Annotated in this window: 10 protein-coding genes; 6 read left to right on the plus strand and 4 right to left on the minus strand. The window is 66.1% G+C overall.

What is annotated here, in order from left to right:
- Positions 1-44: 44 nt before the first annotated feature.
- The 4 genes from ybgF (at position 45) to WHZ77_RS05110 (ending at position 6,465) form a co-directional block, all read left to right on the plus strand.
- Positions 45-1,094, plus strand: a complete 1,050-nt coding sequence (gene ybgF / locus WHZ77_RS05095; RefSeq protein WP_375312674.1) for a tol-pal system protein YbgF — start codon at positions 45-47, stop codon at positions 1,092-1,094.
- A gap of 64 nt (positions 1,095-1,158) precedes the next feature.
- Complete coding sequence (tilS, locus tag WHZ77_RS05100) at positions 1,159-2,232, plus strand: tRNA lysidine(34) synthetase TilS (RefSeq protein ID WP_375312675.1); 1,074 nt, start codon at positions 1,159-1,161, stop codon at positions 2,230-2,232.
- A 290-nt stretch (positions 2,233-2,522) separates the two neighbouring features.
- The gene (gene ftsH, locus WHZ77_RS05105; protein ID WP_014439804.1) at positions 2,523-4,445 is read left to right on the plus strand and encodes an ATP-dependent zinc metalloprotease FtsH; all 1,923 of its coding nucleotides are present in this window, start codon (positions 2,523-2,525) and stop codon (positions 4,443-4,445) included.
- Positions 4,446-4,695: 250 nt separating this feature from the next.
- Positions 4,696-6,465, plus strand: a complete 1,770-nt coding sequence (locus WHZ77_RS05110; protein WP_375312676.1) for a hypothetical protein — start codon at positions 4,696-4,698, stop codon at positions 6,463-6,465.
- 65 nt (positions 6,466-6,530) lie between these two features.
- On the opposite strand, the gene WHZ77_RS05115 is transcribed toward WHZ77_RS05110, so the two are convergent.
- Both WHZ77_RS05115 and WHZ77_RS05120 read right to left on the minus strand, forming a co-directional pair.
- Positions 6,531-8,000 (minus strand): hypothetical protein, encoded by a 1,470-nt coding sequence (locus WHZ77_RS05115; protein WP_375312677.1) that lies wholly within the window; start codon positions 7,998-8,000, stop codon positions 6,531-6,533.
- Positions 7,997-9,487: a hypothetical protein gene (locus WHZ77_RS05120; RefSeq protein ID WP_375312678.1), complete on the minus strand. Its 1,491-nt coding sequence runs from the start codon at positions 9,485-9,487 to the stop codon at positions 7,997-7,999. Before WHZ77_RS05120 ends, WHZ77_RS05115 begins: the two co-directional genes overlap by 4 nt.
- Positions 9,488-9,879: 392 nt before the next feature.
- Between WHZ77_RS05120 and WHZ77_RS05125 the strand changes: the two genes are divergently transcribed.
- The gene (locus WHZ77_RS05125) at positions 9,880-10,044 is read left to right on the plus strand and encodes a Flp family type IVb pilin (protein WP_375312679.1); all 165 of its coding nucleotides are present in this window, start codon (positions 9,880-9,882) and stop codon (positions 10,042-10,044) included.
- Positions 10,045-10,525: 481 nt separating this feature from the next.
- Positions 10,526-11,206, plus strand: coding sequence for a helix-turn-helix domain-containing protein (locus tag WHZ77_RS05130; RefSeq protein ID WP_375312680.1), 681 nt, complete (start codon positions 10,526-10,528; stop codon positions 11,204-11,206).
- 151 nt (positions 11,207-11,357) lie between these two features.
- Here WHZ77_RS05130 and pyk read toward each other — a convergent pair whose 3' ends face one another.
- Positions 11,358-12,794: a pyruvate kinase gene (pyk, locus tag WHZ77_RS05135; protein WP_375312681.1), complete on the minus strand. Its 1,437-nt coding sequence runs from the start codon at positions 12,792-12,794 to the stop codon at positions 11,358-11,360.
- The gene (locus tag WHZ77_RS05140; protein WP_375312682.1) at positions 12,791-13,378 is read right to left on the minus strand and encodes a DUF1036 domain-containing protein; all 588 of its coding nucleotides are present in this window, start codon (positions 13,376-13,378) and stop codon (positions 12,791-12,793) included. The genes pyk and WHZ77_RS05140 overlap by 4 nt, the downstream gene beginning before the upstream one ends.
- Between the last annotated feature and the right edge of the window lie 125 nt (positions 13,379-13,503).

Consider the following 13,503-nt stretch of genomic DNA (forward strand, 5'->3'; position numbering starts at 1 on the left):
GCATGTTCCGTCGCAGATCATTTCGTTTTGGTCGTCAGGGCAAGATGTCATCCAGATCCAAGATCTTTTCCGGCACCGTGGCGATCGCCGCGCTGCTCTCGTTGGGCTCGCCCTCCTTCGCACAGTCGGACGATGACCCCGAGATCCGGATCGAGCGGCTGGAGAACCAGCTGCGCCAGCTCACCGGCCAGAACGAAGAGCTGCAATATCGCAACCGTCAGCTCGAAGAGCGGCTGCGGGCGGTCGAGGGCGGCGCGCAAGGCGCGACGCCCGGACAGGCGCCGGCGCAGCCCAACGTCGCCGCGATGCCGCCTGCTCAGGTCGCGCCGGCCTATCGTCAGCAGCAGCAGCCCGCCCAGCCGAACTACGAGCAGCCCCAGATCGCGGCTCCCGCGCCGATCGTTCAGGAGCAGCCGGCGCCGGGCGCCCCCGGCAGCCGTCGCCGCGGCGATGCCTTTGACCCGGGCCAGAATCCGAGCGCACCGGGCGCGCCGCGTGCGCTCGGCGGCGGACAGCAGCCGATGCCGGCAGGTCCCCAGGTCGGCGCGCCCGGCGGACGCAACGCCGGCGAGCCGCTCGATCTTGGCAGCACCGGCGGTCGCTATCCGCAGGCCGCAGCGCCCGCCCAGCCGGTCTATCCGCCGGCCCAGCCAGGCTATCCCGCGCCGGCCGGAGGCGCTGGCCCTGGCCTGACCACGCTGCCGCCCTCGGCAACGCCGCGCGACGAGTTCGACCTCGGCATCGGCTACATGCAGCGCAAGGACTATGCGCTCGCCGAGCAGACCATGAAGAATTTTGCGCAGAAATATCCTGGCGACCCGCTGCTCGGGGACGCGCAATACTGGCTCGGCGAGAGCTACTTCCAGCGCCAGCAATATCGCGACTCCGCGGAAGCCTTCCTCGCCGTCACCACCAAATACGACAAATCGGCCAAGGCGCCGGATGCCCTGCTGCGGCTCGGCCAGTCGCTGGCCGCGCTGAAGGAGAAGGAGGCCGCCTGCGCCGCCTTCGGCGAGGTCGGCCGCAAATTTCCGCGCGCCTCCGCCGGCGTCAAGGCCGCGGTCGATCGCGAGCAGAAGCGCGTGAAGTGCTGATCCGCTGACAAGGCGGATCAGTTTGCGCTAAACAGTCGGTCCATCCGCGGACGATTGCAGCGTCATGTCAGTCGACGACAATTCGCCGATCTCGGCGCGCGCGGCGAAGCAACTCTTCGCCGAGCTCAAGAGCTCACCGGCACTGGTGCTCGCGGTCTCCGGCGGGCCGGACTCGGTCGCGCTGATGTGGCTCGCCGCGCGCTGGCGGCGCAGCCTTTCGCGCGGCCCGCAACTCACCGTCGTCACCGTCGATCACGGCCTGCGACCGGAAGCGGCCCGCGAGGCGCGCGAGGTCAAGCAGCTGGCAACAGAGCTCGGCCTGACCCACCGGACCCTGCGCTGGCGTGGTGCGAAGCCGAAGAGGGGACTGCCGGCGGCCGCGCGCGAGGCGCGCTACCGCCTGCTCGCGCAGGCCGCGCGCAAGGCCGGCGCGAGCCATGTGCTGACCGCCCACACCCGCGACGACCAGGCCGAGACCCTGTTGATGCGCCTCGTTCGCGGCAGCGGGCTTGCCGGGCTGTCGGCGATGGCGCGCCGCACGGAGCGCGACGGCATCGTCCTGGCGCGCCCGCTGCTCGATGTGCCGAAGTCGCAGCTCGTCGCGACCCTGAAGCGCGCGAAGATCGGCTTTGCCGACGATCCCACCAATCGCGACACCGCCTTCACCCGGCCGCGGCTGCGCGCGCTGCTGCCGCGGCTCGCAATGGAGGGCGGCGATGCCCGCACGCTGGCGCGGCTCGCGGTGCGGCTGTCGCGAGCCAATGCTGCGGTCGAGGTGCTGGTCGATGGCGCCGAGCGCTTCCTTCAGCTCCGGGCGCGCGGCGATGCGCCGCAGGCGGGCAGTCGGAGCTATGAAGCATCCGCGTTTGCCGCCCTGCCGGAGGAGGTTCGGCTCCGGCTTCTGCTGCGGGCCGTCAATGCCCTCGGCCATGAGGGGCCGGCGGAACTCGGCAAGGTCGAAACCCTCATGGCCGCGCTTGATCAGGCCATGCTCGATCACGAGGTGGCCGCAAGGCCGCCTGCGGTCGCAACTGGCCGTGCGATCCTGAAGCAGACCCTTGCGGGAGCCTTGATCAGCCTTACCGGGGGGCGTATCCACATCACGCCGGCGCCGGCCCGACGGTCCAAGGGGACCTGAATGGCGGATGAGGGCGGACCATGACACCGGCCGTTTCCGCCAGGCGCCGTCAGGACACCTTAACCAGGCGGGAAAAACCCCGGATTAATCGCCATTATTTCAGCGGGAATCGCTCTAAGATGGGCTAAATAGTCCCATCTCGTTCCCTTGGCAGCGACCGGGGCGGCACCTAGATTGTATGCGTCCAACCGAGAAGATTCCTTTGGGATTTCCTCGCGCTGCCCAAGTAGCTGACCAAGTAAACGACGAAGGATCAGGGCCGCGATCCGCGCGACCACGAAGGAAGATCGATGAACGCCAATCTGCGCAATTTCGCCCTCTGGGTCATCATTGTCCTGCTGCTGTTGGCGTTGTTCACGCTCTTCCAGAATCCGGGTCAGCGCGCCTCCTCGCAGGACATCGCCTTCTCCCAGCTCCTCAGCGAAGTTGACCGCGGCAATGTGCGCGACGTCGTGATCCAGGGGCCGGACATCCACGGCACCTTCACCAACGGCTCGAGCTTCCAGACCTATGCGCCGAACGACCCGACGCTGGTGAAGCGCCTCTATGACAGCAAGGTGCAGATCAGCGCGAAGCCGCCCGGCGACAACGTGCCGTGGTTCGTCTCGCTGCTGGTCTCCTGGCTGCCCTTCATCGCGCTGATCGGCGTCTGGATCTTCCTGTCGCGGCAGATGCAGGGCGGCGCCGGCAAGGCGATGGGCTTCGGCAAGTCGCGCGCGAAGATGCTGACGGAAGCGCATGGCCGAGTCACCTTCGAGGACGTCGCCGGCGTGGACGAAGCCAAGCAGGACCTGCAGGAGATCGTCGAATTCCTGCGCGACCCCGGCAAATTCCAGCGCCTCGGCGGCCGCATTCCGCGCGGCGTGCTGCTGGTCGGCCCTCCCGGCACCGGCAAGACCCTGATCGCGCGTGCGGTCGCGGGCGAAGCCAACGTGCCGTTCTTCACCATTTCGGGTTCCGACTTCGTCGAGATGTTCGTCGGCGTCGGCGCGTCCCGCGTCCGCGACATGTTCGAGCAGGCCAAGAAGAACGCGCCCTGCATCATCTTCATCGACGAAATCGACGCGGTCGGTCGTCACCGTGGCGCCGGTCTCGGCGGCGGCAATGACGAGCGCGAGCAGACGCTGAACCAGTTGCTGGTCGAGATGGATGGCTTCGAGGCCAACGAGGGCGTGATCCTGATCGCTGCGACCAACCGTCCGGACGTGCTCGATCCCGCGCTGCTGCGTCCCGGCCGCTTCGACCGTCAGGTCGTGGTGCCCAATCCCGACGTTGTCGGCCGCGAGCAGATCCTCAAGGTTCACGTCCGCAAGGTGCCGCTGGCGCCGGATATCAACCTCAAGACCATCGCGCGCGGCACCCCGGGCTTCTCCGGCGCCGACCTGATGAACCTCGTCAACGAAGCCGCCCTGACCGCCGCCCGCCGCAACAAGCGGATGGTGACGCAGGCAGAGTTCGAAGAGGCCAAGGACAAGGTGATGATGGGCGCCGAGCGCAAGTCGCTTGTCATGACCGAGGAAGAGAAGCTGCTGACGGCCTATCACGAGGGCGGTCATGCCATCGTCGGCCTCAACGTCGTCGCGACCGATCCGATCCACAAGGCGACCATCATTCCGCGCGGCCGTGCGCTCGGCATGGTCATGCAGCTGCCCGAGCGCGACAAGCTGTCGATGTCGCTGGAGCAGATGACCTCGCGCCTCGCCATCATGATGGGCGGCCGCGTCGCCGAAGAACTGATCTTCGGCCGCGAGAAGGTGACCTCGGGTGCGTCCTCCGACATCGAGCAGGCCACGCGCCTCGCCCGGATGATGGTGACGCGCTGGGGCCTGTCCGAGGCGCTCGGCACCGTGTCCTACGGCGAAAACCAGGACGAGGTTTTCCTGGGCATGTCGGTGTCGCGCACCCAGAACGCATCGGAAGCGACGGTCCAGAAGATCGACACCGAGATCCGGCGTTTCGTCGAAGAAGGCTACAACGAAGCGACGCGCATTCTCACGGAGAAGCGCGCCGATCTGGAAGCGCTTGCCAAGGGCCTGCTCGAGTTCGAGACGCTGTCCGGCGACGAGATCATCGATCTGCTCAAGGGCAAGAAGCCGAACCGCGAGTCCGTGCTCGAGCCGACCACGCCGCGCGCCTCCGCCGTGCCGCCGGCCGGCAAGTCGCGTCCGCGGCCAGATCCGGATCCCGGCCTGGAGCCGCAGCCGCAGGCGTAACGAGAAGCGGCCAATCGAATTGAAAAACGCGGCGGAAACGCCGCGTTTTTTGTTGGCCGGTGGTTCGTGGGTGCCGGCGCGTCCAATTCCCGGGCGCGGATTAATCCGCCATTAGCGTTTGCGGGTTAGGTCTGCTGACGTGCGTCTCCATCGCTCCGCGGGCCAGGGCCAGCCAGACGCTTGAAAGCGGGCGGTAGACACGGCGCTTAACCGAGGCTGATCCGCAGCCGTCACTTGCTCCGGCACCCCGATGGTGGACGTCAACGTCACCTCTGACATGGTCGGTCGCGGTCGCGCGGCCAGCATTCCAAACGCCTGGGCCGAGACATTTCTGATCGCATTGTTCGCATCGGCGTTGTCCGTGCTGCGGACGGGTTTCGTCTTCGGGCTGACCAGCAATCTCTATCATCTACCAATCGTTGCCGCTCTCTACGACGAGCCGCAATATCATGACGACGGGTATATCCAGTCGCTGCGCTACTTTGCGTCCGGCGTCTGGCTGACGTTGAGTGGCGTCGAGAAGTATTTCGACAACGTTCCGTTGTTGTTCTTCGTTCTGTTCTTCCTCTCCCGGCTGGTCAGCTTCGTCGGGTTTCTCTGCTGCGCCTCCCTGCTCGGGGTGACGGAACGGCGCGACAAGATCGTCTTCAGCCTGATCCTCTGCTTCGTCGCGTTTCTCGACGGCTACAGCTACGCCGGCTCCGGCGGCCTGTTCATCAACTACTTCACCCATTCGGAGATGGCGAATGGCGTGGCTCTTCTGGCGATCTACTTTGCAGCGCGAGGCCTCTACACGGCAGCGATCGTTGCCGTCGGCATCACGTCCTTCATCAACGCCTTCTTTGCGGCCTGGCTCGTGCCGCCGCTGGCGCTGATCGGGATCTGGCACTTGTCGCAGCGGAAAGCCACGATCGGCGAAATCTCGTCGCGCGTGCTGATCGGCTGCATCCTGTGCCTGCCGCTTGCGTATGTCGTGCTCCGCGGGTTCCTCTCGAATCCGGAGTTCGGGCATCCGTTCGACCTCGCGAATTTCCTTCGCCAGTATTTTCCCGGACACGTGCTGTTCGACACGACATCGCTGGGCGACATTGTTGGGCTCTTGGGTGTCACCCTGATCGGAGCGCTTGCGCTGTTCTGGTCGCGGCAGGCCGCGCCCGAATTGCGGGCAGCCTATCTCGGCATCATTCTGGTCTACCTGATCGGAATCGCCCTTCCGTTCGTTACGGGATCACCGATCATTCTCAACCTGCATCTGCTGCGATCGAGCACGGTCATTCATCTGCTGGCCGCCCTGGCGATCGCGGCATTGGCGACGAACTGGCTGCGGCGTGACGGGGAGGCGGCTTTCCTTCCCGCTTGCCTCATCGTGCTGTTCGTGACCTTTGATGGCTGGGCCGGCCTGGCTCTCGTAGCAGCCATCTTGATCTTTGCGCTTCGAACAAGCGTGCCGGGGCCGGCTCAGTCCTATCAACGCACCATGGGCTATCTGGTGCTTGCCACGACTGTTCTCGTCGCATATCCGCTTGCGATCTGGTCCGGCATCAGCTTCAGCCGGATCTGCAACGAGGCGGTCTCGGAGTGGACCGACGTCGGCAAGTGGGCGCGCGGCAACACGCCTGTGACTGCAATGTTCCTGACGCCGAGACGGCCGGAGCTTGACGGTCGGGCCGAGGTGAGTATCGCCGACATGGCGCTCGATCGCGGCAGCGTGTTTGAATTCGTCTCGCATCGCCGAGTCTGGGTCGATTTCAAGCGCGGCGGATCATCGGTCTTGACGCCGTCCTATTATCCAATTTGGCGAAGCCGGTTGACGGATGTCGAGGGCCTGAACTCGCTTGCGGAGCGAATGGCCTATGCCTCACGCAACGGCATCGGATATGTCATCGATGTCTGTCAGAGCCCGGACGGGGGCAACGGCGAGATCCATCGAACGAAGCGGCTCTGCGTGTTCTCGACCGGCGCGGACGCGCCTGCGGCCCGGAAGGACGTATCGCCGGCGGCGGAGCGATCTGCCGGTTGAGCCATCGAGCTCCTCCCGATCGCAAGAGTTGGTTGCAGTCCGGGAATTGAGAGCGCGCCACGCGCTCACTTCGGTGGCGTCGCGGCCTGCTGGTCGTCGCGGACATGGATCACGGCGATGGTGTCGGCGTAGAGCCGCTTCCAGCCCCCGATGTGGTCCAGGATCTGGGCGGCGGGAGAATCGGCAGTGAGCAGCGTTGTGTCGATCCTGTTGTCGTCGAGCATGCGCAGCAGGCCGGCCACGTCGCGCCCGTCCTCGGCGGCGAAATAGCCCATCAGGAATTTTTCGCCGTAGAGCTCCGACCTTCCGTCGACGAAAGGCTTGATGTCGCGAACGATGAGGTAGCCGCCAAAGCCATAGGAATTGAAGATGCGCGCGACCCTGCGTTCGGTGAGAACGTCGATCGCTGCAACGGGCGTCTGCGTCGCTGAGAATGCGAAGGCGTGATGTGCAACAAAGGCTGCGGTCGCGCTCGCGACAGCCATGACGATCACCAGCGCCGCCGGCGCGGTCGGGACGATCCACAGGGCACGTGGCGCGTCTGACGCAGTGGGCCTGATCCCCGTGCCCAGCGGCTGCGCCAGCACCAGTGGGACGAGCACGCCGAAGGTCTCGATGCTGCGGATATGTGCCAGCGCCATCCAGGTCGCGATCAGGATCAGCAGCACGCGCGGCGGCGACAGCGAGAGGCCGCGCGAGAGCGCGAGACCGAGGAGAGCGAGGAGTGCGCCCGCGAACGGACTGAACGAACTGAAATCGGCCGGGCGCCATTCGGCGATGACCGCGAAGGACGTGCCGAGACTGAGGATGCGCAGAGCGCCCAGCAAGGTGTCGAGGCCGTAGGGTGTACAGCAGCTCGCCACCAGCGCGGCGAGCCCGAATGCGACCCACTGCAATGTAAGCGCCAGCCGCCGTGCCGGCGCCGCGCGCCAGAGCGATTCAAGGCCGATCGCCCCGATCAGGGCGAGTCCGAGCACGAAGCCGCCGTGAAGGTTGGCCCACAGCACCATCAGCGGTAGCAGCAGGAAGGAGGGCGCGCGGCCGCGGTCGGCCGCGGCCATCAATGCACCGGCCCAGCCGACCATGACGGGCAGCGCGAGCACATGGGGACGCGCCAGCAGATGTGGCGTCGCCAGCGTCATCGCCAGCAGGCAGAAGACCAGCGCATAGGGCAGGGTGAGATGCCGCTGCAGCAGGGCCAGCAACAGGCCCATCGCCGCCGCGATCGCCGTGGCGGCGAGGATGACGGGCCCGGCCCAACCCCAGTGAGAATAGGTCGCCGCGAACAGCACCTGGGACAACCAGGATGTCGAGAGCCAGACGTCGCCCTGGCGCGTCAGGGAATAGACGTCGGTCCAGGGCACGGCCCGATGATCCAGAATCCATTGGCCGACCTTGATCTGCCAGAGCGTGTCCGGGTCGTGCAGCAGGCCGTCGCCGCTCACCAGCAGCAGCAGATAGGTCGCGGCCGCAGCGCACAGCGGCGCCAGGTTTCGCTGGCGATGCGCGATTGGAAGACTGGCCGCGATCGTCACGGTTTGGCCGGCGCGGCCGCGGCGGACGCGCCATCCCGCACATGGATCACGGCGATGTCGTCCGCGTAGATCCGCTTCCAGCCCTTGAGCTGATCGAGGATTTGCGGGCCCGGTGCGTCGGCGACCAAGAGCGTCGCGTCGATCTTGTAATCGTCGAGCAGGCGCGGCAGCAGCTCGGGCTTCTTGCCTTCGGTTGCCTTGAAGAAGTCCATGACGAATTTCTCGCCGTAGAGCTCGGCGCGGCCATCGACGTAGACGGGGATGTCGCGTGAGATCAGATAGCCGCCGAACTGGTAGGCGTTGAAGATGCGCTGCACCTTGCGCTGTTCGAGCAGGTCGACCGCCGCGACCGGCGTCTGCGTCATCGTGAAGGTGAAGGGGTGGTGCGCCATGAAGAGCGCGGTCGAGGTCCAACCTGCGGCCACGATCATCAGCGCGCCGCATGCGGTGACGGTGCGCGCCGGCCAGCGGTCGGCGCCGGCAGCTTCAGCCAGTGAGCGCGGGAGCATCTCGCCGAGCGGCTTTGCCAGCACCAGCGGCACCAGGAAGGCAAAGGCGTCGATGCTCCTGACATGGGTCAGCGCGCTCCAGGTCAGGAACAGGATCAGGAAGATCCGGGGCGCCGAGAGCACGAGGCCGCGATAATAGCCGAGCGCGATCAGGCCGAGCAGCGCGCCTTCGAACGAGGTGAAGGTGGCGAAGTTCGCCGGCATCCACTCGAAGATCAGCGACAGTAGCTCGCCGAGGCTGAGGATGTTGGTCGCCCCCATCAGCGTTCGCCAGCCGTAAGGCGTGCAGCAACTCGCGATCAGCGCACCGACGCCGAACAGCACCCAGCGCATGAACAGCCGAAGCCGTTGTCCTTTCTCCGCATGCTCGACCGCCTCGAGCGAGATCGGACCGATCAGCGCGAGGCCGAGCACGAAGCCGCCATGCAAATTCGCCCACAGCGCCATCAGCGGCAGCCAGGTCCAGGACGGCGCGCTTCTGCGGTCGGCGGCCGCCATCAGCAGGCCGACCCACGCGACCATCACGGGCAATGCGAGAATATGCGGGCGCGCCAGCACGTGATGCAACGACAGCACCAGCGCCAGCATCGCAAACAGCACCGCGCGCGGGGCCTCGATCTGCGTTTCGAGCAGATGGACCAGGATTGCGGCGGTGAGCGCGACCCCGATCGCGGTGATGATCACGGGACCTGCCCAGCCCCATTGCGCATAGGAGAAGGCGAACAGCACCTGCGACAGCCACGACGTCGAGATCCAGGCTTCGCCCTGCCGTGTGAAGGAATAGAAGTCCGTATACGGCATGGCGCCGTGATCGAGAATCCACTGTCCGATCTTGATCTGCCAGAACGAGTCGGAGTCCTGAAGCAGCGTGTCGCCGGTAAAGAAGAAGAACAGATAGGTGCAGGCACCGACACACAGCGGCACCAGGGCGCGCGCGCGGCTCTGCACCGCGATGCTGTTGGCAAAGGAAAGGGACATGCCGCCTCGTTGTCCTGCTTGTTTTCGTCGACCCGAGCATGGTCCGGAAAAGTGTGTCGCGGCTTTCCGGGCAGATCATGCTCGAACAACAATCTGAGGCGCGATGAACGATTTGCTCTCATCGCACTTCAGGCCGAGCGGGCGGCATTGGACCACGCGCGGTCATAATTTCGGGTAAATCGCGCTCCGCAGCATTGTTGCGGATAGCTACGATTTAACGGATTGTTTTCAATTCCGGTTTACCATCGTCGAATACCTGCAATGCGCTTCGTGTTTCCGCAGTCGAATTAACTGCGGCGCAATTCTTTGCCTCTACGTTCGGTTCCATGGTCGGGCGGCGCTGGGAAGCCGGAAAGACCAGACCAGTTGTAGCCTCGTGTACTCTTTGAGTTATGAAGAACCTCGTTTCGCGTTTCGTGAAGGACGAATCCGGCGCCACCGCCATCGAATACGGCCTGATCGCCGCCGGCATCGCGCTGGCCATCATCACCGTCGTCAACAGCCTCGGCACCTCGCTGAACACCAAGTTCGGCTCGATCTCGTCCAGCCTCAAGTAAGTCTGGTCGACCTGAGAGTTTCGAGAGCCCCGTCCTGGACGGGGCTCTTTTCTTTTGGGCGATGCACGAATGTACCTAAGGTGCGGATAGCTCCGCTGCTAACGCGACAAGTTTCTCGATTAAACCGGTGCAGCTGCCACAAACTCGGTGCAACCGCTCCCGCTTGCGGGGGAGGTCGACGCGAAGCGCCGGGTGGGGTTCTCTCCTCTGGGGATTGTCCCGTTGTGGAGACACTCCCCCCGGCCCTCCCCCGCAAGCGGGAGAGGGAGCGCACCTCTCGTGTGGCAAGCCGCGACGCGAATTTCATCACGGCACCGTCAGGCATGGCGCTCCCGTCCGTTCGCCGTGACGCTCCACGCATTTGCATCTTGTCATCCACTCTGAATAGTTGTTCAGTCCTTGCGGGGCGATTTGCATCTTTTGCAGTGACGAAGCGTTCGGCCGCGGGCGTGCGGCAGGCGTGTGGGACAGGAAGCGCGCCATGGTTTATCGGCGAACGCATCAAGTGGTGAAGCGCCTTGCGGCGCGGCGCAGTGCGATATTGGCGGCGGCGCGCGAGGCTGCGTCGGAAGGCGGGATGGCGGCGGTGCAGATCGCGCCGGTCGCGGTCCGGGCCAATGTCGCGGCCGGCACCGTTTACCGCTACTTCCCCTCCAAGGCCGAGCTGATTTCCGAACTGATTGCCGAAGTCTCGCGCGACGAACTCGCGGCAATTCGCCGGGCGGCTGAAGCCGCGCCCGGACCGTCCTCGGCACTGGCGGCCGCCGTGACCACGGTGGCGGTCCATACCCTGTCGCAGCGCCGGCTGGCCTGGGGCATCCTCGCCGAACCCGTCGATGTCGACGTCAGCGCCTCTCGCCTTGCCAGCCGCCGCGAGATCGCGGGCGAGATCGCAGGGCGGATCGACGCCGCCGTGCGTGCCGGTCATTTGCCGGCGCAGGACACCGCGCTTGCCGCGACCGCGCTGCTCGGCGCGCTGCATGAGGCGCTGGTCGGGCCGCTTGCGCCCGACAATCTCGAAGATCCCGCCAGGATGCGCGACGCCGTGCAGACCGTGACGCTGCTGGCACTGCGCGCCGTCGGCGTCATGGACGCCCGGGCCCGTGGCCTGGTGGTCCAGCAGACGCTGCTGCCAACCGCCAAAGCGCTGGTCGGGGCTTGAAAGCTGGACGGGAAGCGGGGCTGAGACCTGATCGTGCTCAGGTCATTGCCTGAGCACGCCTTTTCGCAAGACCTAAGCAAACCAGCCGGACGCGCCGGCTACTGTGCATGGGGTTGTTTTCGAGGTTTTTGTTTGGGCCGCACCGGCGGCCCTAGATATTCGCGTCGCCCTCGGGCCCGACCGACGCGATGCGCACCATATTGGTGGTGCCGGGGATGCCGAGCGGCACGCCGGCGACGATGATCACGCGCTGGCCGGCGCGGACGAAGCCGTCCCGGAACGCGATCTGGCCGGCGCGGCTCACCATGTCGTCCTGGTCGCGCGCATCGTCTGCCACCACGCAATGCACGCCCCAGACGACGGCGAGCCGGCGGCCGGCGCTGATGTTGGGCGTGATCGCCACGATCGGCGGCTTCGGCCGCTCGCGAGCGACGCGCACCGCGGTCGAGCCCGAGCTGGTCCAGCAGATCAGCGCGGGCAGGTCGAGCGTCTCGGCGATCTGCCGCGCGGCGTCGGCGATGGCATCGCCGGCGGTCGTTTCCGGCGGAGGGCGCTGGGCGGTGAGCACAGAGCGATAAATCGGGTCGCGCTCGACCTCCTCGCCGATGCGATTCATGGTCGAGACCGCCTCGACCGGGAATTTGCCGGCCGCCGATTCCGCCGACAGCATGATGGCGTCGGCGCCTTCATAGACGGCGGTGGCGACGTCGGAGACTTCGGCCCGGGTCGGCACTGGCGACTGGATCATCGATTCCAGCATCTGGGTTGCGATCACCACCGGCTTGCCGGCGCGGCGCGCCATGCGCGTCATCTGCTTCTGCAGGCTCGGCACACGCTCGAGCGGAAGTTCGACGCCGAGGTCGCCGCGCGCCACCATCAGCGCGTCGGAGGCCTCAAGGATGTCGGCGAGACGGTCGATCGCCTGCGGCTTCTCGATCTTGGCCATGACGGCGGCGCGGCCGCGGATCATCTTCTTGGCCTCGAGCACGTCGTCGGCGCGCTGCACGAAGGACAGCGCGATCCAGTCGACGCCGGTGACCAGCGCCGCCTCGAGGTCGGCGCGGTCCTTCGGCGTCATCGCCGAGACCGGCAGGTCGGTGTCGGGCAGGCTGACGCCCTTGCGGTCGGACATCCGGCCGCCGACCACGACGCGCGTCAAGGCATGCTCCTTCGAGGTCTCCTCCGCGATCAGGCGCACCTTGCCGTCGTCGAGCAGCAGCGAATGGCCCGGCCGCAGCGCGGCCAGGATCTCCGGATGCGGGAGATTGACGCGCGTGGCATCGCCCGGCGTCTTGTCGGAATCGAGGGTAAAGGTCTGTCCGTTCTGGAGCTGCACCGCGCCCTCGGCGAAGGCGCCGAGCCTCAGCTTGGGGCCCTGCAGGTCGACCAGGATGCCGATCGGCCGGCCATAGCTGCTCTCGACATTGCGGATCGTCGCCACCAGCTCCCGCATCTTGTCGTGCGGCGTGTGGCTCATGTTGATGCGGAACAGGTCGGCGCCGGCCTCGAACAGGCGGCGGATCATCGCAAGGTCCGAAGAGGCAGGTCCGAGCGTCGCGAGAATCTTGATACGGCGAAGACGCCTCATGGCTTATTTCCAGGCGGGGGTGGCAGGCCGGGCGAGCCCGGGGGCGTAGCACCGGGCGGGCCGTTGGGCAAACCCGGAACGCCGCCACCCGGGCCCACCGGGCCGGGCAAGCCGGGCACGCGCTGCTGCCGTGATGGCTGCTCGTTGGCGTCGGTGAGCTGCACCGTCCAGGCCCGCTGCTCGCCGGTGTCGACCTCGAAATAGCCGGTCCGGTCGTATCCGCGCGCGAGGCAATCTTCGGTGCCGCGGATGGTGAATTCCTTGTCGCGCGAGCACATGAAGGCCTGGCCCGACCATTCGCCGCCGCGGTCATAGTCGATCGCGTAGATGTAATAGTAGCGGGCGACCAGCGTTCCCCGCAGCAGGGTCTCGCAGGAGCGGGATGAGATGTTCCACCAGCCCTCGGTGGTCCAGCCCTCGGCGTCCTTGTAACCCAGCGCGATGCCGACCCGGCTCGAGGTGTTGTTGCAGAGCCGGAAATCGGCGGAGGCCGGGCTGGCCCAGAGGCACAGCAGGCCAACCACCAGCACCGGGACCAACCGGGCGAGCAGGCAAAGGGGGGAGCGGGGAGATTCGGCGATCATTGTCGCGAAAGCTATATCAGATCATTGACGATTTGGCGTAGGGGCGAGGAACTGCCGCCCGGGCGGCTTTGCGCCCGTTTGCGCCGGGATATGGCAAAATCTGTGACAGGACCCCACCTCATCTC

Source organism: Bradyrhizobium sp. A5 (assembly GCF_042076515.1).
Taxonomy (GTDB): Bacteria; Pseudomonadota; Alphaproteobacteria; order Rhizobiales; family Xanthobacteraceae; genus Bradyrhizobium; species Bradyrhizobium cosmicum.

Coding starts and splice junctions, on each gene's coding strand:
- ybgF (WP_375312674.1), top strand. CDS start 45: ATGTCATCCAGATCCAAGATCTTTTCCGGCACCGTGGCGATCGCCGCG.
- tilS (WP_375312675.1), top strand. CDS start 1,159: ATGTCAGTCGACGACAATTCGCCGATCTCGGCGCGCGCGGCGAAGCAA.
- ftsH (WP_014439804.1), top strand. CDS start 2,523: ATGAACGCCAATCTGCGCAATTTCGCCCTCTGGGTCATCATTGTCCTG.
- WHZ77_RS05110 (WP_375312676.1), top strand. CDS start 4,696: ATGGTGGACGTCAACGTCACCTCTGACATGGTCGGTCGCGGTCGCGCG.
- WHZ77_RS05120 (WP_375312678.1), bottom strand. CDS start 9,487: ATGTCCCTTTCCTTTGCCAACAGCATCGCGGTGCAGAGCCGCGCGCGC.
- WHZ77_RS05125 (WP_375312679.1), top strand. CDS start 9,880: ATGAAGAACCTCGTTTCGCGTTTCGTGAAGGACGAATCCGGCGCCACC.
- WHZ77_RS05130 (WP_375312680.1), top strand. CDS start 10,526: ATGGTTTATCGGCGAACGCATCAAGTGGTGAAGCGCCTTGCGGCGCGG.
- pyk (WP_375312681.1), bottom strand. CDS start 12,794: ATGAGGCGTCTTCGCCGTATCAAGATTCTCGCGACGCTCGGACCTGCC.
- WHZ77_RS05140 (WP_375312682.1), bottom strand. CDS start 13,378: ATGATCGCCGAATCTCCCCGCTCCCCCCTTTGCCTGCTCGCCCGGTTG.